The following is a 23,768-nucleotide window of genomic DNA, read 5'->3' as shown; positions in this document are numbered from 1 at the left end:
CTATCTATAATCCATGACCCAACCTAGATCAGAGACCCACTCCGCCCGGATTGCGCGCATATTGGCCGACCGCATCATCTCGGGGCAGTTGGCCCCGGGCGCGCGGTTGCGGCAAGACCACATCGCGCAGGAATTCGGCGCAAGCCATGTGCCCGTGCGCGAAGCCTTCCGTCTGCTAGAGACACAGTCACTTGCAGAAAGCCTTCCAAGGCGCGGATTTCGCGTCACTTTCTTCGATATGGCAGAGCTGCGAGAGGTCGCCGAAATGCGCGCAAGCCTCGAAGCGCTCGCCCTGCGGCACGCCGCCCCCAACCTGACGCCCGATATCCTCGCCAAGGCGCATAAGGCCAACCTGCAAGGCGACAGCGCCCAGAATGTACATGAATGGGAAGAGGCAAACCGCTGTTTTCACAGATTAATTCTAGAACCCTGCCAGATGCCGCGGCTGATGCGGTCGATCGACGACCTGCAAGCGGCAAGCGCGCGGTTCATTCTGCGGGCATGGCGGACAAATTGGGAAGCCCGCACCGATCACGACCACCGCCTGATCCTCGACGCGCTGCGTAAAGGTCAGGTGGATCTGGCCTGCACGACACTCTCGCGCCATGTGGGCTGGATCGGCAAGCGCAGTCGCACCCTAAAAAATCAAACTGATTCAAGCACTTCCGAGTTTTTCAGATAATTATCTATAATCTGAATTGCCAGAAGGCGCGTCCTTCGTCCTACTGGGATAGACCTTGAAAGCTATCACTCGGAGGAAACCAGATGGCACTTGCGATTACATCCCTACCCCGTAACCCGTCCTTCGCGCAGGGGCTTGGCCTCGCGCTGGCCGGTGCCGCGCTGATCACGCTGGGGGCCAAGGTCCAGATCCCGTTCTGGCCAGTGCCCATGACCCTGCACACGCTATCGGTCTTTCTTGTCGCCCTCACCCTTGGCCCGCGTCTGGGGCTGGCGGCCATGGCGGCCTATCTTGGGGCCGGTGCAGCGGGGCTTCCGGTGTTTTCGGGCACGCCTGAACGGGGCATCGGGCTTAGCTATATGGTCGGGCCGACGGGCGGCTATCTGCTGGGCTATCTTGTGGCGGCGGGTCTGACCGGCTGGCTGGCGATGGGGCGCGGCTGGATCGGGCGCGTGCTGGCGATGCTGGCAGGCCTGACCGTGGTCTATGCCGGTGGTCTGGCGTGGCTGGCGCTGTTCGTGCCCGCGCCCAAGCTGCTGGCCGCAGGGCTGACCCCCTTCCTGCTGGGCGATGTGGTCAAGGTGCTGCTGGTGGCGACACTGCTGTCGGGCCTGTCGCGGTTGAAAGGGCGTGATCAATGATCCGCACGGACTGGACCCTCGACGAAGCGGCAGCGATCCACGCGCTGCCCTTCCCCGACCTGATCCATCAGGCGCAAACGCTGCACCGTGCGCATTTCGACCCCACGGCGATCGAAACCGCCAGCCTGCTGAGCATCAAGACCGGCGGCTGCCCCGAGGATTGCGGTTATTGTTCGCAATCGGCGCATTACGACACCGGCGTCAAAGCGACCAAACTGATGGGCGCGGAGGAAGTCATCGCCGCCGCCAAACGTGCCAAGGATGCGGGCGCGCAGCGGTTCTGCATGGGGGCTGCATGGCGCAGCCCCAAGGACCGCGACATGGACAAGCTGACCGATATGGTGCGCGGCGTGGCCGATCTGGGGCTCGAGACCTGCATGACGCTGGGGATGCTGTCGCCCGAGCAGGTGACCAAGCTTAAGGATGCCGGGCTCGATTTCTACAACCACAACATCGATACCTCGCCCGAGTATTACGCCGAGATCGCCTCGACCCGCACGATGGAAGACCGCCTTGAAACGGTGGAACATGTGCGCAAGGGCGGGATCAAGGTCTGCTGCGGCGGTATCCTTGGGATGGGCGAGGCAGAGGCGGACCGGATCAGCATGCTGGTCACCCTCGCCACGCTGCCCAGCCACCCAGACAGCGTGCCGGTGAACCTGTGGAACGCGGTCAAAGGCGTGCCGGTGCAGGGAAAATCCGAAAAGGTCGACCCTTTTGCGCTGGTCCGGCTGGTGGCCTTGGCGCGTATCCTGATGCCCGCCTCGGTCGTGCGCCTCTCCGCAGGGCGCACGGGGATGAGCGACGAGCTGCAATCGCTGTGCTTTCTGGCGGGTGCGAATTCGATCTTTGTGGGCAACCAGTTGCTGACCACCGAAAACCCCGCCACGTGGAAAGACAACGACCTTCTGCAACGGCTCGGCATGCATGTGGCACCGGCCAAGCCCGCGTCCAGATCGGCCAAGATCGCGGCGCAGTAGATCCGCCCCCTACACGTGCAAAAGCCCGGCCTGATATCCTCGGGCCGGGCTTATCCTATCGGGCGACAGCGTGGCGTCAGGCGAAGATGATCACCGACTGCATGCCGTCTGCGACCATATCCCCATCCGTATTCCAGACCCGCATGACCTGAGAGCTATAGCCGCCGTTACCGGCGGTCAGCTGTGTCTCCATCATATACCAGCCGTCGCGGGTATTGGCGTGATCGGACAGCAGGTTGATGATCCAGTTCATTGATGAATTCGGCCCCGGCCGCGTCATCATCGGGAAGGCGGCGGGGGGCAGCACGTCGCCAATCGCGATCAGCCCCTCGAGCGTGCCCCACATCGCCGGATCACGGTGCCGCGCCCAGATCCGGACATAGCCGCGATCGGACCCTGAAAACGGCAGGCTACCCTCGATCAGTTTGACCTCGAAGTTGACAAAGAACCGCACCGGCGGGCGTTTCAGCGCGGGCGGGAAGTAAGAGGGCGTGTCGTCCGGCCCTTGGGGGGCGGCGGGCGCGGTATGGCCCACGCTCAACTGGCTTTCCTGCGCATGGCCGAAAGAAAACGTGCCCGTTGCCGCGACCTTACCGTCGATTTCAGCGCGGGTGGCAATGGTGGTGATGTTGCGCCCTTCGCGCAGCACTTCGGCATGGATCGTGGGCGGCTGCGACACGGGCGCGGTAAAGTTGATCAGCGCCGACCGCAGCGCGGGCAGATCGGGGCGGTCCCGACGGGCCGCATTGACCAGCAAGGCACCGGTAAATCCGCCAAAGGCCGTACGCCCCTGCGCCCAGTTCTCTGGCACCTGATAGCGCGGCGCGGTGCCGTCCTGCTCTGCTGTGGCCAATACCTCGGCCATGGTCACATCTGTCATGTCGGGTCCTTTATACGTCTGTCACCGTGCGCGGGCGCGCTGTTTCCCAATCGATGCCCGCAAAGCCAAGGGCGCGCAAGACACCCTGCCCCTGAAACGCCACGTCACCCGAAATGCGGCCCCGCGGCAAAAAACCTTTGGCGGGATCGAAGAGAGGTGTTGACGCCCAATCTGTACTTCACATATTCATGAAATATGGAATCACTACTCACAGACCGACTCGCCACCCTGAGCCACCCGCAGCGGCTGGCCGTGTTTCGCCTGCTGATGCGGCGCTATCCGGATGCTTTGCCTGCGGGGGAAATCGCGCAGGTACTGGCGCTGAAATCCAGCACGGCGTCGGTATATCTGTCGGCGCTGACGCAAGTCGGGCTGATCTCGCAGCGGCGCGACGGGACGCGGCTCTTGTATACCATCAACCTTGATGCGGCGGGCGAGGTCGTATCGGGGTTGTTCGTGGATTGTTGTCGGGGGCGCGCTGATCTCTGCCCGCCCCCGTTCTCTGACCTCATTAACAGGACGCAGATGATGACCCAGAAAAAATTCAACGTGCTTTTCGTATGTACCGGCAACTCCGCCCGTTCCATCTTTGCAGAGACGATCTTGCGTGACATGGCAGGCGACCGGTTCACCGCCTATTCCGCGGGCACCCTGCCCCGGTCCGAGCTTAACCCCCTTGCGGTCGAGATGCTGCAAGCCAAGGGCCATAGCATCGACGCGCTGCGGTCCAAACATATCTCTGAATTCCAGACCGCCGATGCGCCGCAGATGGATTTCGTCTTTACTGTCTGTGACCACGCCGCAAACGAGGAATGTCCCACCTGGCCCGGCCAGCCCGTGTCGGGGCATTGGGGCATGCCCGATCCCGTCAAAGCCGAAGGGACAGAAGCGGAACGCCGGCTGGCCTTCCAGCAGACATATGGCGCGCTGCACAACCGGCTTCTGGCCTTCACCGCCCTGCCTTTCGAAGCGCTAGACCGCGCTGCCTTGCAAAAACGGGTCGATGCCATTGGGGCCGACCCAGTGACCACAGGATAAACCACCATGACAACCTATGCTTTGAACGGCCTTGGCCGCATCGGAAAACTCGCCCTGCGGCCCTTGCTGGAACAGGGGGCCAAGATCGCCTTTATCAACGACGCGGTTGGCGACCCCGAGATGCACGCCCATCTGCTGGAGTTTGATTCCGTCCACGGGCGCTGGCCTGCGACCTTCAGCGCAGAGGATAACGCGATCACCATCGACGGCACGCGTATCCCCGTGACCAGCACCAAATCGATCACAGACCTGCCGCTGGAGGGTGTGGATGTGGTGATCGACTGCACCGGTGCGTTCAAGACCGAAGCCAAGCTTGCCCCCTATTTCGAAGCGGGCGTGAAAAAGGTCGTTGTCTCTGCCCCCGTCAAGGACGGGCCGACGGCGAATATCGTCTATGGCGTGAACGACGACACCTATGATCCAGCCACGCACAGCATCGTCACCGCGGCGAGCTGCACCACCAACTGCCTTGCCCCCGTCGTCAAAGTCCTGCTGGAAGGGATCGGGATCAAACACGGGTCGATCACCACGATCCATGACGTGACCAACACGCAAACCATCGTGGACCGCCCCGCCAAGGACATGCGCCGCGCCCGATCGGCGCTGACCAACCTGATCCCCACTACCACGGGGTCCGCCACGGCGATCACGCTGATCTATCCGGAGCTGACCGGCAAGCTGAACGGCCACGCCGTGCGGGTGCCCCTGCTGAATGCGTCGATCACCGATTGTGTGTTCGAGGTGGAGCGTGAGACGAGTGTGGAAGAGGTCAACGCCCTGTTCAAAACCGCCGCCGAGGGGCCGCTAAAGGGCATTCTGGGCTTTGAGGAACGCCCGCTTGTGTCGTCGGATTACACCAATGACACCCGCAGCGGGATCGTGGATGCGCCGTCGACGATGGTGGTGAATGGCACACAGGTCAAAATCTATGCGTGGTATGACAATGAAATGGGCTATGCGTACCGTCTGGTGGATGTGGCGCTGATGGTGGGCGGCAAGCTGTGACACGCCCTGCCGGTTTTACCGCCTATATCACTGTCACCGCCGCCTATTGGGCCTTTATGCTGACCGACGGCGCACTGCGGATGCTGGTGCTGCTGCATTTTCACACGCTCGGGTTCTCTCCGGTACAGTTGGCCTATCTGTTTGTGCTCTACGAGATCGCGGGCGTGGTCACCAACCTGTCGGCGGGCTGGATCGCGGCGCGCTTCGGGCTGACCTCGACGCTCTATGCCGGGCTGTCGTTGCAAGTGGTCGCGCTACTGGCACTAACACAGCTTGATCCGGCATGGAGCGTCGCCGCCTCGGTCGTCTTTGTCATGCTGGTGCAAGGGTTGTCAGGCGTAGCCAAGGATCTGGCCAAGATGAGCTCTAAATCCGCGGTCAAGCTGCTGGCCCCCACCGCGGGGGGCGGCCTGTTCCGCTGGGTCGCACTGCTCACCGGATCGAAGAACGCGGTCAAGGGCGCTGGCTTTCTGCTGGGTGCGGGGATGCTGGCGTTGCTGGGGTTTGTGCCGTCGACGCTGGTGATGGCCGCGATCCTGTTTGTGATCCTGATCGGCGTCATTATCGGTATGCCCGCGGGCCTGCCCGTGGGGCGCAAGGATGCCAAGTTCACCGAAGTCCTGTCCAAGAACCGCAATATCAACTGGCTCAGCGCCGCGCGGTTGTTTCTGTTCGGGGCGCGCGACGTGTGGTTTGTCGTGGGCATCCCGATCTATTTCTACGCCGTGCTCTCCGATGGCAGCGTCGAAAGCAAGCGGGAGGCTTTCTTTATGATCGGCAGCTTTATGGCGGTGTGGACGATCCTTTATGGGGCCGTGCAAGGCTGGGCCCCGAAGATACTGCGGGCCACAGGCCGGACCGAGGGCGACACGCTCGCGCAGGCCCGACACTGGAACCTTGCGCTGGTCGTCGTGCCTGCCGTGCTTGCCGCGCTGGTCAGGATCACGCCTGCCCCGTCCCCCGCGTTGACAGTCACGATTGTCATCGGTTTGCTGGTGTTCGGGGCGATTTTCGCGGTGAATTCGGCGCTTCATTCCTATCTGATCCTCAGCTTCACGGATGCAAAGCGGGTCACGATGGATGTGGGGTTCTACTATATGTCCAACGCGGCCGGTCGGTTGGTAGGCACGCTTTTGTCAGGCTTCACCTATCAACTGGGGGGGCTGGCGCTGTGCCTTGGCACCGCGGCGCTAATGCTGGCGCTGAGCGCCTTGGGGACGGCACAGCTGCGCCCCTCGCAAACGTCATGAACTGCGGCGCGCGGGGATGTCCCCGCGCGCCCAATCTTAAGGGACCGCAACCACGCCGTTGCGGTTGTCACGCCAGATCACCGCGACAAGCGCGGCCGAGGCGACACCCGCGATCAGCGTCGTCGTCAGCCCCGGAAAGCTGAAGGCAAAGCCCGCGATCCCCAGAGGCAGACGCAACCAGGGCCGCACCATACCGACGCCCAGCAGATAGCCCTCAAGCCCGCCGGACAGCAGCGTGATGCCGATGATGATCGACGGCAGCACATAGATCAGCGGCGTCAGATCGCCCTGCAGCACCAGCGCAGGCTGGAACAGGAAGAACAGCGGCACAAAGTAGATCACCACCCCCAACCGCATCGCGGTAAATGAGGTCAGCATCGGCTTGGCCCCCGCAATCGTCGCCGCCAGAAACGCCGCAGCCCCTACCGGAGGCGTGATCACCGACAGCATCGCGTAGTAGACGATGAAGAAGTGCACCGCGACCGTGTTCAACCCGCCGATTTCGATGATCGCGGGCGCCAGCGTCACCGCAAGGAAGATGTAGGCCACAATCGCAAGCCCCGCCATGCCCATGATAAAGCAGGCCAAAACCCCAAGCGCGATCACGAGATAGACGTTATCCCCGCCCAAAGCGACCAGCCCCGAGGTCATCGACCCTGTCACACCGGTGATCGTCAAGGCGCTGACCACAAAGGCGATCGGCAGGATGATCGCTGCGGTCTGTGTGACCAGCGTACCCACCTGACGCAGGGTTTCAAAAATGCGCGCAGGTGTCATCATGGTCTCGCGTTGCAGGAAGCTCAACGCGATCATCAGCGCACTGGCGTACCACGGGGCGTAATACTCCCACCGCATATACAGCAGGCCCCAGACCAGAAAGATCATGACCAGCAGGAAGGGCCAGCCGCGCTTCATGACCTCGCGGGCCGAGGGCAGGTTTTCGGGTTTCATCCCCACCAGCCCCTTGCGCGCGGCATAGGCGTCGACTTGCAGGATCAGACCAAAGTAGAACAGCGCCGACGGCAGGATAGCGGCCACCATCACGGTCGCGTAGTCCACACCGATGGTGATCGCCATGACAAAGGCAATCGCCCCCATCACCGGCGGCATCACCACCCCGCCGGTCGAGGCACAGGCCTCGATCGCGCCAGCGTAATGGGGCGGGTAGCCGACCTTTTTCATGGTCGGAATGGTGATCGACCCGGTGCCCGCGATGTTCGAGAAAATCGACCCCGACAGCGACCCGAAAAAGGCGCTGGCCACGATCGATACTTTCGCTGGACCGCCGCGGTACTTGCCAAAGCCCGCATTGGCCAGATCGATAAAGAACTGCCCCGCCCCCGTAGCGATTAGCACACCCGCAAAGACCAGAAAGCCCAGCACGATCTCGGCCACGATCTTGGTGGTGATGCCCATCAACCCTTCGGTGCGGAACACATGCGCCTCGATCATGCGTTCAAACGTATAGGGGATGCCCATCAGCAAACCGGGGAAGTAATCGGCCACCAACGGATACAGCCCCAGCACCAGCACCACGAGCAAGAAAGGGATGCCCCCCGACCGGCGCGCGATTTCAAGCATCAGCAGCCAAAGCACGACGCCCGCGTAAAAATTGGTCCAACCCGCCTGCACGATCTCCCATGCATACATGGAAAACCACATGCAGATGCCAAAGCCCGCGGCGGCCGCCACGATGTCATAGATCGGCACATGGGTGTGCGATTTCACCGCTGGCAGCGCGATGAACGCCGCCGCAAGGAAGGTGCCGATGAAGACCCAGTAATACTGCCCCTCGATCAGACGCCGCCCGCCGATGGGAACGCCGAATACATAGGCCAGCCCCATCCCGAGGCCAAAGGTACACAGCAGCACAAAAGCGATGCTGGTGAACGAGAATAATCCCCCCAGTCGCGTCGTCTCGGACGAGGGTTCGACAGCCGTTTCAGCCGCCGGAGGGTGTTGTGTTGCTGACATGGATGATCCTGAAAATAAGGGCGCTGTGGCAGTGTCTTAGGAGGACGGAGCACGCTGTGCTCCGCCCTGTCTTATGCCGTCGATGACGGTCCGGCGCGGCGTTACAGACGCGAGCGGAACGGCTCCAGCCCGTCGGTGTGCTTGGCCAGAATGTCGAGATACTCCTGGTTCTCGAAATTCATCTCGACGCCCTGCTCCATCGCCTCTTTCATGCCGGCGTTGCGTGCCGCGACCCACGCGTCCATCTTCTCGATGGCCTCGTTGTTCCAGGCATCGTCTTCTTCGGTCCACGCCCCGATTTCACGCAGGTATTTCACCGTGCCTTCGTGCACAGGGATCGGGTTGGCATCCAGGAAGTTGCGGAAATGCTCCAGCGACATGCGGGTCGCCAGCGCGTGCGATCCTTTGTAGTTGTCGTGGGATTCATTCATCCACTTCGCCATGTTATAGACGAAATCTTCTTCTGCGGTGACCGGCACGGCATAGACGAAGTTCGACGTCATGGACTCGACACCTTTGGCGGTGCTCACCCCCATAGAGATGGTCGAGGGGATCGTCATGGGGCGGTAGCTGAGGTAGCCGTCCCAGCCTTCTTTGTTGGCGGGATCCATCGGCAGCCAGCGGATGCTGCCCGGTGCGCCTTCCATTTCGGACAGGACGGAAGAGATCGGCGAGCAATAGGCCACATCGGACTTCCCCTCGACAACCGAACGACAGTTTTCACCGTAGCTGGAGGCCGGGACGAATTCGATCTTTTCCTGTGCTTCTTCGGGCGTCATGCCGATAAAGGCAGGCAGGGCCTGTGTGATCGCAGAGACAATCGCGGGCGAGAACACCCCCGAGGTGACGCGCACGCCGCCTTTGCCAATATCTTCAAGGCTTTGCAGATCGGAATCGCCAGCCACAACAAAGCCCCAAGGCGTGTCGTTATGGTGCCACAAGATCCGCTGCGGCATGGGTTTCGCCGAGGCATAGCCGCCGACCCCTTCCGCTTGCAACGCCATTTCCGACGCGGAAACCGACGCGATCGCGATGTCTTCGCGGTCGGTCAAACGTTTGTAGCGCATGGGCTCGCTGTCTTCGGGAACGATCCGCACGGTGGTGCCGGTTTCTTTTTGCAACGCAGGCCCCCAACCGTTGGTCGAGGCAAAGCTGCCTGTCGACGTGCCCGGCGTGGCAATCACGAGCATGCGCGGCCACTCATACTCCTGCGCCATCGCGACGCCCGAAAGCGCCATGGATACCGCAAAGGACCCGACAGCGGCCTTGGCAAAACGTGTCATATTCTTCATGTGGTCTCTCTCCCTGTTGTACATCTTTGGATTGTTCGGGATCGCAGGATCACAGGCACCGCAAAAACTACGGATGCCCATGCGCAGGACGCAGATGTGATCTTTGCAGATGTCACGCAGCACCTCCCAATGCTTGTCGCGACGCGTCCGGAATGACCCGTAAAACGGGCCAGAAAACGCATCCTCCCGAGTGTCGGCCCCCTCCTCCCGAGGGTATCCGACTCAATCTGTCAATCAGCCTAGGGGCAAGATATTTCGATGCCAATACCGCAGAACAGAACTTGATACCGCAGCCACGCGGGGTCTTTGCGCGATCACCCCTAGTTTGCTGATGCCAAAGGGTTAACACCGCAGAATATGGGAAATGTGACGTTACGTTGCTTTGGGTTACGAGGCGTTGTTTCGACTGACAAGCGTCAGGAGGGCTGTCCAAACCGCGCCCGTTTTGCCCAAAATTGCGCCACCTTTGGTTGAATATTTTGCGGCTTGCACCGTTTGCCGAACTTGGCTACGCCTAAAGCAACGACGCTGCACGCCCCCACGGGCGCCGCAGTTCCAACATCTATCCGTCGGGGTGCCCTAGGCGGCTGAGAGGTGCGTGCACCGACCCGTCGAACCTGATCCGGGCAATACCGGCGTAGGGAACGGGTATCTTTGTGCAACGGCCTTGGGTCCACGCCACAAAGCTCATTCTTGCGTCTGCTTGCCCACCACCGAAAGGCGAGCATGTGACCAAGACGACCCCCATTTCCCTGACCATCGCCGGATCCGACAGCGGCGGTGGTGCCGGCATTCAGGCCGATATCAAGGCGATGTCGGCCAATGGTGTCTATGCCGCCAGCGTGATCACCGCCGTGACCGCGCAGAACACGCGCAGCGTCAGCGCGGTACACGAGATCCCCGCCCCCATCGTCGCGGCCCAGATCAATGCGGTGCTGTCCGATCTTTCGGTGCAGTCGATCAAACTGGGCATGTTGTTTTCTCCGCAGATTATTCAGGCGGTGGCATCTGCGCTGTCCGCGTTTCGGGGGGCCATCGTGGTCGATCCGGTGATGATCGCAAAATTCGGCGATGCGCTGTTGCAAGAAGACGCCGTCGCAGCGCTGATCGCGGATATCCTGCCGCGCGCCGATCTGCTGACCCCCAACCTGCCCGAAGCCGCCCGCCTGTTGAACCAGCCCGAGGCTGACAGCGCCGACCAGATGGTCACGCAGGCCCGCGCGTTGCTAAAGATGGGGCCGAAGGCGGTGCTGATGAAGGGCGGCCATAGCGCGGGCAATATCTGTAGCGACGCACTGGTCACCGCAGAGCGTGTCACATGGCTCAGCGCGCCGCGCATCGACACGCGCAATACCCACGGGACGGGATGCACCTACGCCGCGGCCATCGCTGCGGGGCTGGCCCACGGCAAACCCCTTGGCGCGGCGGTACAGGCCGCCCATGACTATCTGCACCGCGCCATCATCGCCGCCGATCAACTTGATATCGGCACGGGCCACGGGCCGGTGCATCACTTCCACGCGGTCTGGTCATGACGCAGGTCACCATCATCGGCGCGGGCGTCGCGGGGCTGTGTATCGCGCGTGTCTTGCTGGATCGCGGGATGCGCGTGCATCTGATCGACCGAGCCCGCCAGCCCGGTCCGCAAGGGTGTTCTTGGTGGGCTGGCGGCATGCTCGCCCCGTTTTGCGAAGGTGAAAGCGCCGAGGAACCCGTGATCCGGCTGGGCCAAAGGGCGGCGGATTGGTGGGGGCAGCGCACCACATCGCTGCACCGACGCGGGTCGCTTGTGATCTCTCCGGCGCGGGACAGCAGCGATCTGACCCGCTTTGCCCGCCGCACGACAAGCCACCAAACCCTGACCGGCGCAGAGATCGCGGCGCTTGAACCCGACTTGGGCGACCGCTTTGCCAAAGGGCTCTATTTCCAGACCGAGGCCCACCTGTCGCCCCGCATTGCGCTGGCAGAGCTGTGGCGCGGGCTGGTGGCCGATGGGGCCAGTTTCGAACAGGGCGAGGCCGCCCCCGAAGCGCTGGCGCAAGGCGGCCTCGTCGTTGATTGCCGCGGTTATCACGCGCGCGCCGATCTGCCTGATTTGCGCGGGGTGAAGGGGGAAATGGCGCTGCTGTCCTGCCCCGATATCGAGATTACCCGCCCCATCCGCGTGCTGCACCCACGTGTGCCGATCTACCTCGTGCCGCGCGGTGACGGGATCTACATGCTCGGCGCCACAATGGTCGAAGGCCGCGCCGGTGCCCATGCCAGCGTGCGGTCCGTGCTTGAACTGCTGAGCGCGGCCTACGCACTGTCCCCCGCCTTTGGCGAGGCCGAGATCCTAGAGATCGGCGTCGACAGCCGCCCCGCCTTCCCCGACAACCTGCCGCGCATCGAACGGCAGGGCAATCTGATCCGCGCCAACGGTCTGTATCGCCACGGTTTCCTGCTCGCTCCCGCGCTGGCGACCATGGTGGCTGACCTGATCCTTGACGCCAAAACACCGGAGATTTTTCATGAAACTACAGCTTAACGGTGCCCCGCTCGACAGCGACGCGCCCACGCTTGCCGCCCTGCTAGAGGCCGAAGGATTCGGCGGCGCGAAAGTCGCTACCGCCGTCAACGGCAGCTTTATCCCCGCCAGCCTGCGGGCCAGCCACCCCCTGTCCTCCGGCGACAGCATCGAAGTCCTCGCCCCCATGCAGGGAGGCTGAGATGCGCCCATTTTACGGAGAAACCCTTGCCAATGGTCTGATGCTGGGCACCGCGCAATACCCCTCGCCCAAGGTGCTGTCAGACGCCTTTGCGCGCAGCGGCGCGGCGGTGGCGACGGTATCGCTGCGGCGCGAAAGCGGACGGGATCGCGCCGGTCAGGACTTCTGGGAACTGATCCGCGCGCTAGACGTCCATGTACTGCCCAACACCGCCGGATGTCACAGCGTCAAAGAGGCCGTCACCACCGCCCATATGGCCCGCGAGGTGTTCGACACACGCTGGATCAAGCTCGAGGTCATCGGCGAGGAGGACACGTTGCAGCCCGATGTCTTCGGTCTGGTCGAGGCCGCCCGCATCCTGAGCGAGGACGGGTTTCAGGTTTTTCCCTACACCACCGAAGACCTTGTAGTCGCGGATAGATTGCTGCGGGCGGGCTGCGAGGTGCTGATGCCCTGGGGCGCGCCCATCGGGTCGGGGATGGGGCTGAACAACCTTTTCGGGCTGCGCGCCATGCGGGCGCATTTTCCTGATGTGCCGCTGGTGATCGACGCGGGCATCGGCCTGCCCTCACACGCCGCACAGGCGATGGAGCTGGGGTTTGACGCGGTGCTGCTGAACACCGCTGTCGCCAAAGCCGGTGATCCCGCCGCCATGGCCGAGGCCTTTGCCACCGCGATCCGCGCCGGACAGCTTGCCGCCGAGGCGGACCCGATGCCGCCCCGCGATATGGCCGCGCCCTCTACCCCCCTGATCGGAAAGGCGTTTCTGGAATGACCCTGGACCGTTTCTACCCGATCTTCGACAGCGCCGCCTGGTTGGAGCGGCTGGTGCCCCTTGGCATCAAACTGGTGCAACTGCGGATCAAGGACATGCCCGCCCCTGCCCTGCGACGCGACATCCGGCAGGCCAAGGCGCTCTGCGCCAAGCATGACTGTACCCTCGTGATCAACGATCACTGGCGTATCGCGCTCGACGAAGGGTGTGATTTTATCCATCTGGGACAAGAGGATTTGGACAGCGCCGACCTAAACGCCATCCGCAATGCGGGCGCACGTCTGGGCATTAGTACCCACGACAAGGTCGAACTGACCCGCGCCCTGGACCTGCGCCCCGATTATATCGCCCTCGGCCCGATCTACCCGACGATCCTGAAGCAGATGAAGTGGCACGCGCAGGGGCTGGACCGTCTGCGCGACTGGCGTGAACGGGTGGGGCAGACCCCGCTTGTGGCCATCGGTGGCATGTCGGTCGACCGCGCGGCGGGTGCCTTTGACGCCGGTGCCGATTGCGTCGCGGCGGTGACCGACATCACCCTGAACCCCTCGCCCGAGGATCGCGTCACCGCATGGCTGGGGGCAACCCGATGACCCGCTATGTCCGCCAGATGATCCTGCCGCAGGTCGGCCCATCGGGCCAAGAGGCGCTGGCGGCGGCACGGGTGGTGGTGGTCGGCGCGGGCGGGCTGGCGGCGCCTGTTCTGCCCCTGCTGGCAGGGGCCGGCGTGGGGCATATCACGCTGGTGGACGGTGATGACGTGGCCCTGTCGAACCTGCACCGCCAGACGCTCTTTACCGAAGCCGATATCGGCACGCCCAAGGTCACCGCCGCCGCCCGCGCCCTGCGTGCGCGCAACAGCGCGTGCACCGTGGTGGCCCACCCCGTGACCCTTGGGCCGGATACCGTGGCAAAGCTGTGCCATGATGCGACGCTCGTGCTGGATTGCGCCGACAGCTTCGCTGCGAGCTATGTGCTGTCGGATCATTGCCTGAACGCGGGCCTGCCCTTGATCAGCGCCTCGGCCCTTGAGTTTGGCGGCTATGTCGGCGGGTTCTGCGGCGGCGCGCCGTCGCTGCGGGCGGTGTTCCCCGATCTGCCGGACCGCGCGGCCAGCTGCGACACGGCGGGGGTGATGGGGCCGGTCGTCGCCACGATCGGTGCCGCACAAGCACAGATGGCGCTGGCTTGCCTGCTTGGACTGTCGCCGTCCCCTTTGGGGCAATTGATCAGCTTTGATCTTGCCTCCTATCGTTTTGGCGGCTTCCGCTTTGATACCGCGCCGGAGCCTGACCACGGTTTCGGCTTTGTCGCGCCCTCGCAGATCCGCGCAAGCGATTGGGTCGTCGATCTGCGCGGCCCGGATGAGGCCCCCACAGCCGCGACACCTACAGCGCAGCGCATCACCCTACCCGATTTCCTCCGCAACGCTCCCCGCCCGACATATCAGCCCCGCGCGGTGATCGCCTGCCGTTCGGGCCTGCGCGCGTGGCAGGCGGCGACCCATCTGGCCAGCTACTGGCATGGCCCCATTACCCTGCTCGCCGTGGGCGAGCCTTCCCCGTTGAAAGGACAAACCGATGAAACTTCGTAACATTCTGGCCGCGCTGGCGCTGACCTCTGGCCCGGCGCTGGCGCAGGACGAAATGGTCTTGCTGCTGGACTGGTTCGTGAACCCCGACCACGGGCCGATCATCGTGGCGCAGGAAAAAGGATACTTCGCCGAACAGGACCTGAGCGTAGAGGTCATCGCCCCCGCCGATCCCTCCGACCCGCCGAAACTGGTCGCCGCAGGCAAGGCGGATCTTGCGATTTCCTATCAGCCGCAGTTGCACCTGCAAATCCACGAAGGTCTGCCCCTGCAACGGGTCGGCACGCTGGTGGCCACGCCGCTGAACTGCCTGCTGGCGCTGACCGATGGTCCCATCGCCTCTCCTGCGGATCTGGCGGGCAAAAAGGTCGGATTCTCGGTCGGCGGTGTCGAAGAGGCCGTGCTTGGCGCGATCCTGACCCATCACGGGCTGTCGCTGGATGATGTGGAGCTGGTAAACGTCAACTGGTCGCTTTCGCCTTCGTTGATGTCCGGTCAGGTGGATGCGGTCATCGGGGCCTTCCGCAATTTCGAGCTGAACCAGATGGATATCGAAGGCGTCGATGGCACCTGTTTCTACGTCGAGGAAGAGGGCCTGCCGCCCTATGACGAGCTGATCTACGTCGCCAACCGCGACACGATGGACAAGGACATGATCGCGCGGTTTCTGGCCGCGACCGAGAAAGCGACGCAATATATCGTGAACCACCCCGAGGAAAGCTGGGAGGTTTTCGCCGCCACCTCTGCCGATCTGCAGGACGAGCTGAACGCCCGCGCGTGGAAAGACACGCTGCCCCGTTTCGCCCTGCGCCCCACGGCGATGGATGCCGGACGCTACGCCACATTCGAGACGTTCTTGCATGACGCGGGTCTGATCCCCGACATCTCGCCCGTGTCGACCATCGCCATTGATGTGACCGCCCGATGACCGCGCCGGACTATGGCCGAAGCTTCGCGATGTGGCGCGCTGCTGCGGCGGAGGAGTGGCAAGACTATACCCACCATGCCTTTGTCGAAGGGCTGCGCGACGGCAGCCTGCCGCGCCGTTGCTTTGTGAACTATCTGATCCAAGATTATGTCTTCCTTGTGCATTTCTCTCGCGCTTGGTCGATGGCGGTGGTCAAATCGGAAACGATGGAAGAGATGAAGACCTGCGCTGCCACGGTAGATGCGCTGGTCAATCACGAGATGGCACTGCACATCCGCACCTGTGCTGCGGCGGGTATCGACGAAGCGGCGCTTTTCACCGCGACGGAAGCCCCCGCCAACCTCGCCTATACGCGCTATGTGCTGGATGCCGGGATGCAGGGGGATTTCCTTGATCTGATGGCGGCCCTGCTGCCTTGCGTCATGGGCTATGGGGAGATCGGGCAGCGCCTGGCCCAGACCTGCAGCGCCGACACGCCCTATGCCGAGTGGATCGAGACCTACGCCGACCCCGACTATCAGGCGCTGTGCCAGACGGTGGGCGCGATGGTCGACGCGGCGGTTGCGCGGCGGATCGGTGACCTTGAAACCGCCCCCCGTCGCGCGGCACTGCAAAACCGCTTTTCCACGGCCACACGGCTAGAGGTCGGCTTTTGGCAGATGGGGCTGGACCTGCCATGACCCCGCCGCCCGCGCTGCGTCTGACGGGACAACACCGGATTGACGCGCGCCCCCTGTTTGACGTGGATATGACCCTGGCCGCGGGGGCGTGGACCTGCTTGCTCGGCCCGTCGGGGGTGGGCAAATCCACGGTGTTGCGGCTGCTGCTGGGGCTTGAGACGGGCGGCGCGTTTGACGGCACGATCACCGCCTCTGACGGGCAACCACTGGCGGGGCGGATCAGCTATATGGCGCAATCCGACCTGCTGTTACCGTGGCTTACGGTGATCGAAAACATCATGATCGGCGACCGGCTGCGCGGGACCACGCCTGACAGGGACCGTGCCTCCGCCATGCTTGCACGGGTCGGTCTGCAGGATCACGCCCATAAGAAACCCGCCGCCTTGTCGGGCGGGATGCGGCAGCGGGCAGCGCTGGCGCGGACCTTGCTGGAGGATCGCGCGGTGGTCTTTCTGGACGAGCCGTTCTCGGCGCTGGATGCGGGCACCCGCGCCGCGATGCAAGAGCTCGCGGCAGAGCTGTTGCACGGGCGGACCGTGCTGCTGGTCACCCATGATCCGGCAGAGGCGGCGCGGCTGGCCGACCACATCCTGATCCTCTCTGCCACGGGCGTACAAAGCTGGCCTGTCCCCGCGCTTCCCGCGCCGCGTTTCGTCACCGCGCCCGAGGTTTGGGCCTGCCAAAGCGCCCTGCTGTCCCATCTGCGGGGGATGCCTGCATGAGACGATACGACATACCGCTTGCGATCCTGCTGGGGCTTGGTCTTTGGCAGGCCGCGGTGCTGCTGACCGACGCGCCGCACTATATCCTGCCCTCGCCGTGGCGCGTGGCGCAGGCGGCCTATCGCGCCCGTGAGACGCTGATCGAGAACGCATGGGTCACCACCGTCGAAGTGCTGCTGGGGCTGCTGATCGGCACCGCCCTGGGGGCTGTCACCGCGATCCATCTGGCGCTGTCCAAAACGGCAGAGCGTTTGCTGCTGCCGCTGCTGGTCTTTACCCAAGCCGTGCCGGTTTTCGCGCTGGCCCCATTGCTGACGCTGTGGTTCGGCTATGGCATGGGGTCCAAGATCGTGATGGCGGTGTTGATCATCTATTTCCCGGTGACATCGGCCTTTCACGACGGGCTGACCCGCGTGCCTGATGGCTACCGCGATCTGGCGCAATCGATGGGGACGCGACCGTTGCGGTTCATGCGCTACGTGCAAATCCCCCACGCGCTGCCAAGCCTTGCGACGGGGCTGCGGCTGGCGGCGGTCTATGCGCCGATCGGCGCGGTGATTGGCGAATGGGTCGGCGCGTCAAAGGGGCTGGGCTATCTGATGCTGCTGGCCAATGGCCGCGCCAAGATCGACCTGATGTTCGCCGCGTTGATCATGCTCGCCTGTTTGACAGTGCTGTTGCATCTCTCCGTCGGGCTGCTGGCGCAACGCCTGACCCGCTATGCCGAAGGGCGCAGCGAAAGCGGGATCACGCGCAGCACCCGCGCGTGATCCTTTCGGTTCTTATTCCGCGTTGGGCCGCACCCGCGCGCCGCTTTTATCGGCAAAGGCCGCAAGGCGGGCGCGCGCGTCAGGCTGCGTATTAACCACACCAGCGACCACAGCTTCGGCATATGCGGCATCCATCGCCGACATGTTCTGCATATGGCTCACCGCGCTACAGATCGCAAAGTTCGACAGCGGCAGGTTCTGCGCCGCCTTGCGCGCCAGTTCCATCGCCTTGTCCATGCTGGACCCTTCGACGATATACTGCGCAAGGCCCAGATCGACGGCCTCTTGCCCCTGATAGACGCGCCCGGTCAGCATCATGTCGATCATCCGCGCCTTGCCGACCAGATCGGTCACACGGATGGTAGCCCCCCCGCCGGTGAACAGCCCGCGCTGACCTTCGGGAAGCGCGAAATACGCGCTTTGGTCCATCACCCGCACATGGGCAGAGCTGGCAAGCTCTAGCCCGCCGCCGACAACGGCCCCTTGCAATGCAGCAATCACTGGCACGCCGCCGTATTCCATCTTATTGAACGCCTCGTGCCACCGCAAACAGACGTGCATGAAATCGGCGGGGCTGCGGTCTTCGTCATGGTGCTCGATCAGATCAAGCCCGGCGCAAAAGTGCTCCCCCGCGCCCGCCAGTACCACCGCACGCACACCAGCGCGTGGTGCGGCGGAAAAGAAGGTGACCAGCTCTTCGATCGTGTCGATGTCCAAGGCATTCCGTTTCGTGGGACGGTTCAGGGTCACCACCCAGACGCCATCGTCATGCGCCTTGATGTCCAGGTTACGGTAGCTGGTCGGATCAATCTGAACGGCCATATGAATTCCTCCTCCTTTGGGGCCGGCAATTGTGGTCGGCCCCGGTGCCTTGCTGCTGCAAGGGCTTGCTGAATATATGCAAAAGGCTCTCCCACCTTTTACGTGACTGTGCATTGAGTAGCGCGCCAAACACAGCCCGTCTATCGGTCATCCGCCGATTTCAGCGCGGTGACTTCCCCAAGGGCAACGGAGGCGCGAGGATTCGCCCCGTCGCAATCTGCCAGAGGTGGCAAAACCGTTTGAAAACGCAATGTTACCGAGTGAATCCACGCCAATCCGGGGCGTCGTCAGAAAAAAATCGAAAATAATCACCGGGGCGGCAAAAATGGGGTTGAACCCCGGCTGAACCTTGGGGTAGTAGAGCGCTACCGGGTCGTTAGCTCAGTTGGTAGAGCGCTTCGTTTACACCGAAGATGTCGGGAGTTCGAGCCTCTCACGACCCACCATTCCACCACCAAAATTCAGTTCTACCAACGCAACCTGCGCCGACGGCGACAGGGTTTTATGCGTTTGATGTCAAGGGATTGCCTGCGCGGCTTGTGGCATCAGCAAGGCAAAGACCTTGATACGACAAAGCCCCTCACCAAGGTGAAGGGCTGCTGCGGGCGTCGTAACTTTGCGCCGGAGATTTTAAGCGATTTTCGCCCTCAGTCGTCGGGTTGATCAGCGGTATCGCCGCCGCCCTGCCCCTGTGTCACCTGCCGCACTTTGACGCGGATCATCTTGCCGTTTTTCAGCTCTTTCTCGTTGATCACTTTCAGCTTGCCGAACGGCAGCAAGTTCAGCTCGCGACTGTCCGACAGTGCTTCGCCCAATACGGCGAGCATGGCATCAACAACCGGTTTCGCATCGCGCTTTTTCACGCCCGACCTTTCGACAACTGTGTCAATCAGCTCTTTCTTGCGCATCACGGGGCCGAGGATCACAGGGCGCGGTGCTTCGACCACGGCGTGTGCTGCGGCGGTGTCGGGTGCGGCTGGTTTAGGCGTGGTGGTTTTCTTGGGCGTGGCCATTTGACGTCTCGTCCGTTGGGGAGGTTTCACCAAACCCTAGCGGGGCCACCGGGGGAAATCCAGCGGTGCTTGGGGATGACACAGCCCTGCGCGAAAATCGGGGATGCGCGCACGAAAAAGGCCGCCCCGAAGGGCGGCCTGATGTCGGTTTGATCGCCGCTTAATGCGCTGTGGCGCTATCCCCTGCAGCGTTGCGACGGGCCAGTGCGGCTGCTGCGGCGGCATCTTCTGCCTCCTGATCCCATTCGATCGCTTCGGGCTCGCGAACCAGCGCATGTTTCAGCACCTCGGACACGTGTTTGACGGGAATGATGGTCAACCCTTCTTTCACGTTGTCTGGGATATCCGGCAGGTCCTTTTCGTTCTCGGTCGGGATGAGAACCGTTGTGATCCCACCACGCAGCGCCGCCAACAGCTTTTCTTTCAAGCCGCCGATTGGCATCGCATTCCCGCGCAAGGACACCTCCCCCGTCATCGCGATATCGCGGCGCACGGGGATCTGGGTCAGTACCGACACGATCGATGTCACCATCGCCAGACCGGCAGAGGGGCCATCTTTCGGTGTCGCACCATCGGGCACGTGGACGTGGATATCCAGCGTGTCGAACTTGGGCGGCTTCACCCCGATCTTGGGGCTGATCGACCGCACATAGCTGCTGGCCGCGTCGATGGATTCCTTCATCACATCGCCAAGCTTACCGGTGGTTTTCATCCGACCTTTACCCGGCAGGCGCAGGGCTTCGATCTGCAACAATTCGCCCCCAACCGAAGTATAGGCCAATCCGGTTACGACACCGATCTGATCCTCAAGCTCTGCCAAGCCGTAGCGGTGCTTTTTCACGCCGAGGAAATCCTCGATGTTGTCGCCCGTTACAGTAATCTCGTCGGCTTCCTTCTTGACGATCTTGGTCAGCGATTTCCGCGCAACCTTGGCGATCTCGCGCTCAAGGTTCCGCACGCCGGCCTCGCGGGTGTAGTAGCGGATCATGCTGGTCAACGCACTGTCTTCAATGGCAAATTCCTTTGCCTTCAGACCGTGGTTCTTGACCTGCTTGGCCACAAGGTGCTGTTTCGCGATCTCGCGCTTCTCATCCTCGGTATAGCCCGACAGGGGGATAATCTCCATCCGGTCAAGCAAAGGCCCGGGCATGTTATAGCTGTTCGACGTGGTCAGGAACATGACATTCGACAGATCGTATTCCACTTCCAAGTAGTGGTCGACGAATGTGCCGTTCTGTTCCGGATCAAGCACCTCGAGCATGGCCGACGCAGGGTCGCCACGGAAATCCTGACCCATCTTGTCGATTTCGTCGAGCAAGATAAGCGGGTTCGTGGTTTTCGCCTTTTTCAGCGCCTGAATGATCTTGCCGGGCATGGAGCCGATGTAGGTCCGGCGGTGACCGCGGATCTCGGATTCGTCACGCACGCCCCCCAGCGAGATGCGAATAAATTCGCGCCCCGTCGCCTTGGCAACAGACTTCCCAAGCGAGGTTTTACCCACACCGGGAGGGCCGACAAGGCACATGATCGGGCCTTTCAGCTTGCTGGAGCGTTGTTGCACGGCAAGATATTCGACGATGCGTTCTTTAACCTTTTCAAGGCCATAGTGATCATCATCCAGCACCTGCTGTGCCTTGGCGAGGTCTTTTTTGGTGCGCGACTTCACGCCCCACGGGATCGACAGGATCCAGTCGAGGTAGTTGCGGACCACGGTGGCCTCGGCAGACATCGGCGACATGTTCTTGAGCTTCTTCAGCTCGGCGTCGACCTTTTCCTTGGCCTCTTTGCTCAGCTTGGTGTCCGCGATGCGGGCTTCAAGCTCGGCGACTTCATTCTTGCCGTCCTCACCATCGCCAAGCTCGTTCTGAATGGCCTTCATCTGCTCATTCAGATAGTACTCGCGCTGCGTCTTCTCCATCTGGGATTTGACGCGGGTCTTGATCTTTTTCTCGACCTGCAGAACGGACATTTCGCCCTGCATCAGCCCGTATACTTTCTCCAGCCGCTCGGAGACGGACAGGGTTTCAAGCAGGTCTTGTTTCTGCTCGACCTCGATGCCGAGATGCCCGGCGACCAGATCGGCCAGACGTGCAGGCTCGGACGCTTCGGTCACCGCCGACAGCGCTTCTTCGGGAACGTTCTTCTTGACCTTGGAATAACGCTCAAATTCTTCGGCGACGGACTTCAGCAGCGCCTGAGTTGTGGTCTCGTCACCGGGCTCTTCCGTCAGATATTCGGCAGAGGCTTCAAAGAAGCTATCGTTTTCAAGGTATTCCGTGATGCGCACCCGCGCCTGCCCCTCGACCAACACCTTCACGGTGCCGTCGGGCAGCTTCAGCAGTTGCAACACATTCGCCAGGACGCCGGTGTTGAAAATACCATCGGAATCGGGGTCATCCACGCCGGGGTCAATCTGGCTCGACAGCAGTATCTGCTTGTCATCGGCCATGACTTCTTCAAGGGCGCGAACAGATTTATCGCGGCCCACGAAAAGCGGTACAATCATGTGGGGGAACACCACAATATCGCGCAAAGGCAATACCGGGTAGGACGCGTTCAGAGGCTCTAACATGCTCTTTTCCTTATACTGCAAGATGACACTGGCCCCTATCTTAGGCGACCGTTCGTTCATCTCCTGTTCTGAGTAGGATATCTGGGGACCCTACCCGCCTGTTTCAATCCCCATGATGCTGTGATCCGTTCGTATGCGGGCCATCTGGCGTAAGGGTCGCCCTAGAATGAACCGCCACCGGCGGACAGACAAGCGCGGATCGTATGATTATCCGCGAAAACCGCCAAGAACCATGGTTAACCGGCCCGAATGACAAAAAACGGGCCGGAAATGTGCTTTTTCGCGTTTAACGAGCTTACTCTGCCGCGACCTCTTCGAGGAAGGGATAATCGGTATAGCCCTCTTCGCCACCGGCATAGAAGGTTTTCGTATCCCCCTCGTTCAGCGGTGCGTTAAGTTCCAGCCGTTTTGCCAGATCGGGGTTGGCGATATAGGGCCGGCCAAAGGCCACCAGATCAGCCTTGCCGCTGGCCACGGCATCGATCGCCATGTCGCGGTCATAAAGGTTATTTGCCATGTAGACGCCGTTGAACAGCGACCGCAGCTTGCCAAGGTCTTCGCCGCTATCCAGATCGCGCGACTGGCCGGTCGAGCCTTCGACCATGTGCAGATAGGCCAGATTGTATTTGTTCAGCGCATCCACGACGTAGGTGAACGTCTCTTGCGGGTTATCATCCGCGATGCCGTTCGCAGGCGAGAAAGGCGACAGGCGCAGGCCGACGTGATCGCCGTCCCATGCGTTTACGACACCGTCCAGCACTTCGAACAGCAGCCGCGCGCGGTTCTCGACCGACCCGCCATAGGCGTCATCGCGTTTGTTGCTTGAGGTCTTGAGGAATTGGTCCAGCAGATAGCCGTTCGCCCCGTGGACCTCGACCCCGTCAAAGCCTGCCTTGCGCGCCATCTTGGTTGCGTGGACATAATCGGCGACAATGCGCGGCATCTCGTCCAACTCCAAGGCGCGCGGTTCAGATGTCGGGGTCATACCGTCTTTGGTAAAGGTCTTCACCTCTGCCGCGATGGCCGAGGGGGCGACGGGCTTTTGTCCGTCAGGCTGGATGTCCACATGGCTGATCCGGCCCACGTGCCACAGCTGGATCACGATCTTGCCGCCCTTGGCGTGCACCGCGTCCGTCACCTTTTTCCAGGCAGCAACCTGCCCTTCGGTGTAGATGCCGGGGGTCTTGATGTAGCCTTTGCCTTCGGCGCTGATCTGGGACGCTTCGGTGATGATGATCCCGGCACCGGCGCGCTGTGCGTAGTATTCGACGTGCATATCGCCGACTTCGCCACTGTCGTCATCAGCGCGGCTGCGGGTCAGCGGGGCCATCACAATGCGGTTCGCGGCCTCGATCCCACCGACCTTCAAGGGGGTGAATAATGCCTCGGTCATGGAAAACTCCTTTGCGGTGTTGTTTCTTGTCTACAGCACCTAACCTTCCGCC

General features: G+C 62.2%; 23 protein-coding genes, 1 tRNA gene and 1 riboswitch. Of the genes, 17 read left to right on the top strand and 7 right to left on the bottom strand.

Going from position 1 to position 23,768, the window contains the following annotated elements; all coding sequences use genetic code 11:
• Positions 1 to 13: 13 nt before the first annotated feature.
• From EE36_RS13395 to bioB, 3 genes are all read left to right on the top strand, one after another.
• On the top strand, positions 14 to 682 hold the full coding sequence (locus EE36_RS13395; RefSeq protein ID WP_083776468.1) for a GntR family transcriptional regulator: 669 nt from the start codon (positions 14 to 16) through the stop codon (positions 680 to 682).
• Positions 683 to 765: 83 nt separating this feature from the next.
• A complete protein-coding gene (locus EE36_RS13390) occupies positions 766 to 1,323 on the top strand; it encodes a biotin transporter BioY (RefSeq protein WP_005853098.1) in 558 nt (185 codons plus the stop codon).
• Positions 1,320 to 2,303: a biotin synthase BioB gene (bioB, locus tag EE36_RS13385; RefSeq protein WP_005853096.1), complete on the top strand. Its 984-nt coding sequence runs from the start codon at positions 1,320 to 1,322 to the stop codon at positions 2,301 to 2,303. The genes EE36_RS13390 and bioB overlap by 4 nt, the downstream gene beginning before the upstream one ends.
• A gap of 76 nt (positions 2,304 to 2,379) precedes the next feature.
• Here bioB and EE36_RS13380 read toward each other — a convergent pair whose 3' ends face one another.
• Entirely contained in the window at positions 2,380 to 3,183 is an 804-nt protein-coding gene (locus tag EE36_RS13380; protein ID WP_005853094.1) for a thioesterase family protein, read from the bottom strand.
• A 195-nt stretch (positions 3,184 to 3,378) separates the two neighbouring features.
• On the opposite strand from EE36_RS13380, the gene EE36_RS13375 reads away from it, so the two are divergent.
• From EE36_RS13375 to arsJ, 3 genes are read left to right on the top strand one after another with little or no spacing between them, the layout of a single operon-like run.
• The gene (locus EE36_RS13375) at positions 3,379 to 4,221 is read left to right on the top strand and encodes a helix-turn-helix domain-containing protein (protein ID WP_005853089.1); all 843 of its coding nucleotides are present in this window, start codon (positions 3,379 to 3,381) and stop codon (positions 4,219 to 4,221) included.
• Between the two features lie 6 nt (positions 4,222 to 4,227).
• Entirely contained in the window at positions 4,228 to 5,226 is a 999-nt protein-coding gene (locus tag EE36_RS13370) for an ArsJ-associated glyceraldehyde-3-phosphate dehydrogenase (RefSeq protein WP_005853087.1), read from the top strand.
• The gene (gene arsJ, locus EE36_RS13365) at positions 5,223 to 6,476 is read left to right on the top strand and encodes an organoarsenical effux MFS transporter ArsJ (protein WP_005853086.1); all 1,254 of its coding nucleotides are present in this window, start codon (positions 5,223 to 5,225) and stop codon (positions 6,474 to 6,476) included. Before EE36_RS13370 ends, arsJ begins: the two co-directional genes overlap by 4 nt.
• Positions 6,477 to 6,512: 36 nt before the next feature.
• Here arsJ and EE36_RS13360 read toward each other — a convergent pair whose 3' ends face one another.
• Both EE36_RS13360 and EE36_RS13355 read right to left on the bottom strand, forming a co-directional pair.
• Positions 6,513 to 8,450 (bottom strand): TRAP transporter fused permease subunit, encoded by a 1,938-nt coding sequence (locus EE36_RS13360; RefSeq protein WP_005853084.1) that lies wholly within the window; start codon positions 8,448 to 8,450, stop codon positions 6,513 to 6,515.
• A gap of 101 nt (positions 8,451 to 8,551) precedes the next feature.
• Positions 8,552 to 9,742: a TAXI family TRAP transporter solute-binding subunit gene (locus EE36_RS13355; protein WP_005853082.1), complete on the bottom strand. Its 1,191-nt coding sequence runs from the start codon at positions 9,740 to 9,742 to the stop codon at positions 8,552 to 8,554.
• A 560-nt stretch (positions 9,743 to 10,302) separates the two neighbouring features.
• Positions 10,303 to 10,403, top strand: a riboswitch (TPP riboswitch).
• Between the two features lie 67 nt (positions 10,404 to 10,470).
• On the opposite strand from EE36_RS13355, the gene thiD reads away from it, so the two are divergent.
• Genes thiD through EE36_RS13305 form a run of 10 tightly spaced genes read left to right on the top strand, consistent with a single transcriptional unit; the run spans position 10,471 to position 17,916 of the window.
• Positions 10,471 to 11,277 (top strand): bifunctional hydroxymethylpyrimidine kinase/phosphomethylpyrimidine kinase, encoded by an 807-nt coding sequence (gene thiD / locus EE36_RS13350; protein WP_005853078.1) that lies wholly within the window; start codon positions 10,471 to 10,473, stop codon positions 11,275 to 11,277.
• The gene (locus EE36_RS13345; protein ID WP_005853076.1) at positions 11,274 to 12,269 is read left to right on the top strand and encodes an FAD-dependent oxidoreductase; all 996 of its coding nucleotides are present in this window, start codon (positions 11,274 to 11,276) and stop codon (positions 12,267 to 12,269) included. The genes thiD and EE36_RS13345 overlap by 4 nt, the downstream gene beginning before the upstream one ends.
• The gene (thiS, locus tag EE36_RS13340; RefSeq protein ID WP_005853074.1) at positions 12,253 to 12,450 is read left to right on the top strand and encodes a sulfur carrier protein ThiS; all 198 of its coding nucleotides are present in this window, start codon (positions 12,253 to 12,255) and stop codon (positions 12,448 to 12,450) included. The genes EE36_RS13345 and thiS overlap by 17 nt, the downstream gene beginning before the upstream one ends.
• 1 nt (position 12,451) lies before the next feature.
• Entirely contained in the window at positions 12,452 to 13,225 is a 774-nt protein-coding gene (locus EE36_RS13335; RefSeq protein ID WP_005853073.1) for a thiazole synthase, read from the top strand.
• Positions 13,222 to 13,818 carry a thiamine phosphate synthase gene (locus EE36_RS13330; protein WP_005853071.1) on the top strand — a complete coding sequence of 199 codons (597 nt, stop codon included), beginning with the start codon at positions 13,222 to 13,224 and terminating at the stop codon, positions 13,816 to 13,818. Before EE36_RS13335 ends, EE36_RS13330 begins: the two co-directional genes overlap by 4 nt.
• On the top strand, positions 13,797 to 14,819 hold the full coding sequence (locus EE36_RS13325) for a ThiF family adenylyltransferase (RefSeq protein ID WP_005853069.1): 1,023 nt from the start codon (positions 13,797 to 13,799) through the stop codon (positions 14,817 to 14,819). The genes EE36_RS13330 and EE36_RS13325 overlap by 22 nt, the downstream gene beginning before the upstream one ends.
• Positions 14,806 to 15,744, top strand: coding sequence for an ABC transporter substrate-binding protein (locus EE36_RS13320; RefSeq protein WP_005853063.1), 939 nt, complete (start codon positions 14,806 to 14,808; stop codon positions 15,742 to 15,744). Before EE36_RS13325 ends, EE36_RS13320 begins: the two co-directional genes overlap by 14 nt.
• On the top strand, positions 15,741 to 16,424 hold the full coding sequence (gene tenA, locus EE36_RS13315) for a thiaminase II (RefSeq protein WP_005853061.1): 684 nt from the start codon (positions 15,741 to 15,743) through the stop codon (positions 16,422 to 16,424). Before EE36_RS13320 ends, tenA begins: the two co-directional genes overlap by 4 nt.
• On the top strand, positions 16,421 to 17,146 hold the full coding sequence (locus EE36_RS13310) for an ABC transporter ATP-binding protein (protein ID WP_005853059.1): 726 nt from the start codon (positions 16,421 to 16,423) through the stop codon (positions 17,144 to 17,146). The genes tenA and EE36_RS13310 overlap by 4 nt, the downstream gene beginning before the upstream one ends.
• On the top strand, positions 17,143 to 17,916 hold the full coding sequence (locus EE36_RS13305; protein WP_005853057.1) for an ABC transporter permease: 774 nt from the start codon (positions 17,143 to 17,145) through the stop codon (positions 17,914 to 17,916). The genes EE36_RS13310 and EE36_RS13305 overlap by 4 nt, the downstream gene beginning before the upstream one ends.
• Positions 17,917 to 17,928: 12 nt before the next feature.
• Here EE36_RS13305 and EE36_RS13300 read toward each other — a convergent pair whose 3' ends face one another.
• Complete coding sequence (locus tag EE36_RS13300; RefSeq protein ID WP_005853055.1) at positions 17,929 to 18,738, bottom strand: crotonase/enoyl-CoA hydratase family protein; 810 nt, start codon at positions 18,736 to 18,738, stop codon at positions 17,929 to 17,931.
• Positions 18,739 to 19,108: 370 nt separating this feature from the next.
• Between EE36_RS13300 and EE36_RS13295 the strand changes: the two genes are divergently transcribed.
• Positions 19,109 to 19,184 (top strand) — tRNA-Val (locus tag EE36_RS13295).
• Between the two features lie 201 nt (positions 19,185 to 19,385).
• Here the strand turns inward: EE36_RS13295 and EE36_RS13290 are convergent.
• The 3 genes from EE36_RS13290 to EE36_RS13280 all read right to left on the bottom strand — a co-directional run bounded on the left by EE36_RS13290 (position 19,386) and on the right by EE36_RS13280 (position 23,716).
• Positions 19,386 to 19,751, bottom strand: a complete 366-nt coding sequence (locus EE36_RS13290; protein ID WP_005853054.1) for an HU family DNA-binding protein — start codon at positions 19,749 to 19,751, stop codon at positions 19,386 to 19,388.
• A 160-nt stretch (positions 19,752 to 19,911) separates the two neighbouring features.
• Positions 19,912 to 22,323: an endopeptidase La gene (lon, locus tag EE36_RS13285; protein ID WP_005853049.1), complete on the bottom strand. Its 2,412-nt coding sequence runs from the start codon at positions 22,321 to 22,323 to the stop codon at positions 19,912 to 19,914.
• A 295-nt stretch (positions 22,324 to 22,618) separates the two neighbouring features.
• Positions 22,619 to 23,716, bottom strand: a complete 1,098-nt coding sequence (locus EE36_RS13280; RefSeq protein WP_005853048.1) for an alkene reductase — start codon at positions 23,714 to 23,716, stop codon at positions 22,619 to 22,621.
• Positions 23,717 to 23,768: the final 52 nt, after the last annotated feature.

The organism is Sulfitobacter sp. EE-36 (assembly GCF_000152605.1).
In the GTDB taxonomy this organism is placed as follows: Bacteria; Pseudomonadota; Alphaproteobacteria; order Rhodobacterales; family Rhodobacteraceae; genus Sulfitobacter; species Sulfitobacter pontiacus.
Note: the sequence above shows the minus strand (reverse complement) of the source record. Positions and strands in the feature narration are given on the sequence as shown.